Origin of the sequence: Streptomyces hydrogenans (genome assembly GCF_014656075.1) — a bacterium.
GTDB classification, from domain to species: Bacteria; Actinomycetota; Actinomycetes; order Streptomycetales; family Streptomycetaceae; genus Streptomyces; species Streptomyces hydrogenans.
This window is the reverse complement of the sequence record NZ_BNBS01000331.1, coordinates 1-502: the sequence shown is the minus strand read 5'-3', so window position 1 is coordinate 502 and position 502 is coordinate 1. Positions and strand designations below refer to the sequence as shown.

General features: G+C 67.5%; 1 protein-coding gene. It reads right to left on the bottom strand.

Annotated features, from left to right (window positions below):
* Window positions 1-502, bottom strand: a 502-nt coding sequence (locus tag IE321_RS41720; protein ID WP_268257469.1) for a glycosyl hydrolase family 18 protein, incomplete at both ends; no start/stop codon positions are given.

Genomic DNA, 502 nt, shown 5'->3' with positions numbered 1-502 from the left:
CGTAGTCGGCGGCGTCGATCTTGCCGCCGGCGGAGGCGTCGGCCGTGACGGCCGCGGTGACCAGGTTGTTGGCGCCGAACTTGGCGCGCATGGCCTGCATCATGTTCTTGAAGGACGCGGCGCCGCTGGTGTCACAGGTGAGGCCGCAGGCGTTCGGGTACTCCCAGTCGAGGTCGATGCCGTCGAAGACGTCGGCCCAGCGCGGGTCCTCGACCAGGTCGTAGCAGGACTGGGCGAAGGCGGCGGGGTTCTGGACGGCCTGGCCGAAGCCGCCGGACCAGGTCCAGCCGCCGAAGGACCAGAGGACCTTGATGTTCGGGTACGCCTTCTTCAGCTTGCGCAGCTGGTTGAAGTTGCCGCGCAGCGGCTGGTCCCAGGTGTCGGCGACGCCGTCGACGGACTGGTCGGCGGTGTACGCCTTGTCGTAGTCGGCGTAGGCGTCACCGATGGTGCACTTGCCGCCCTGCACGTTGCCGAAGGCGTAGTTGATGTGGGTGATCTT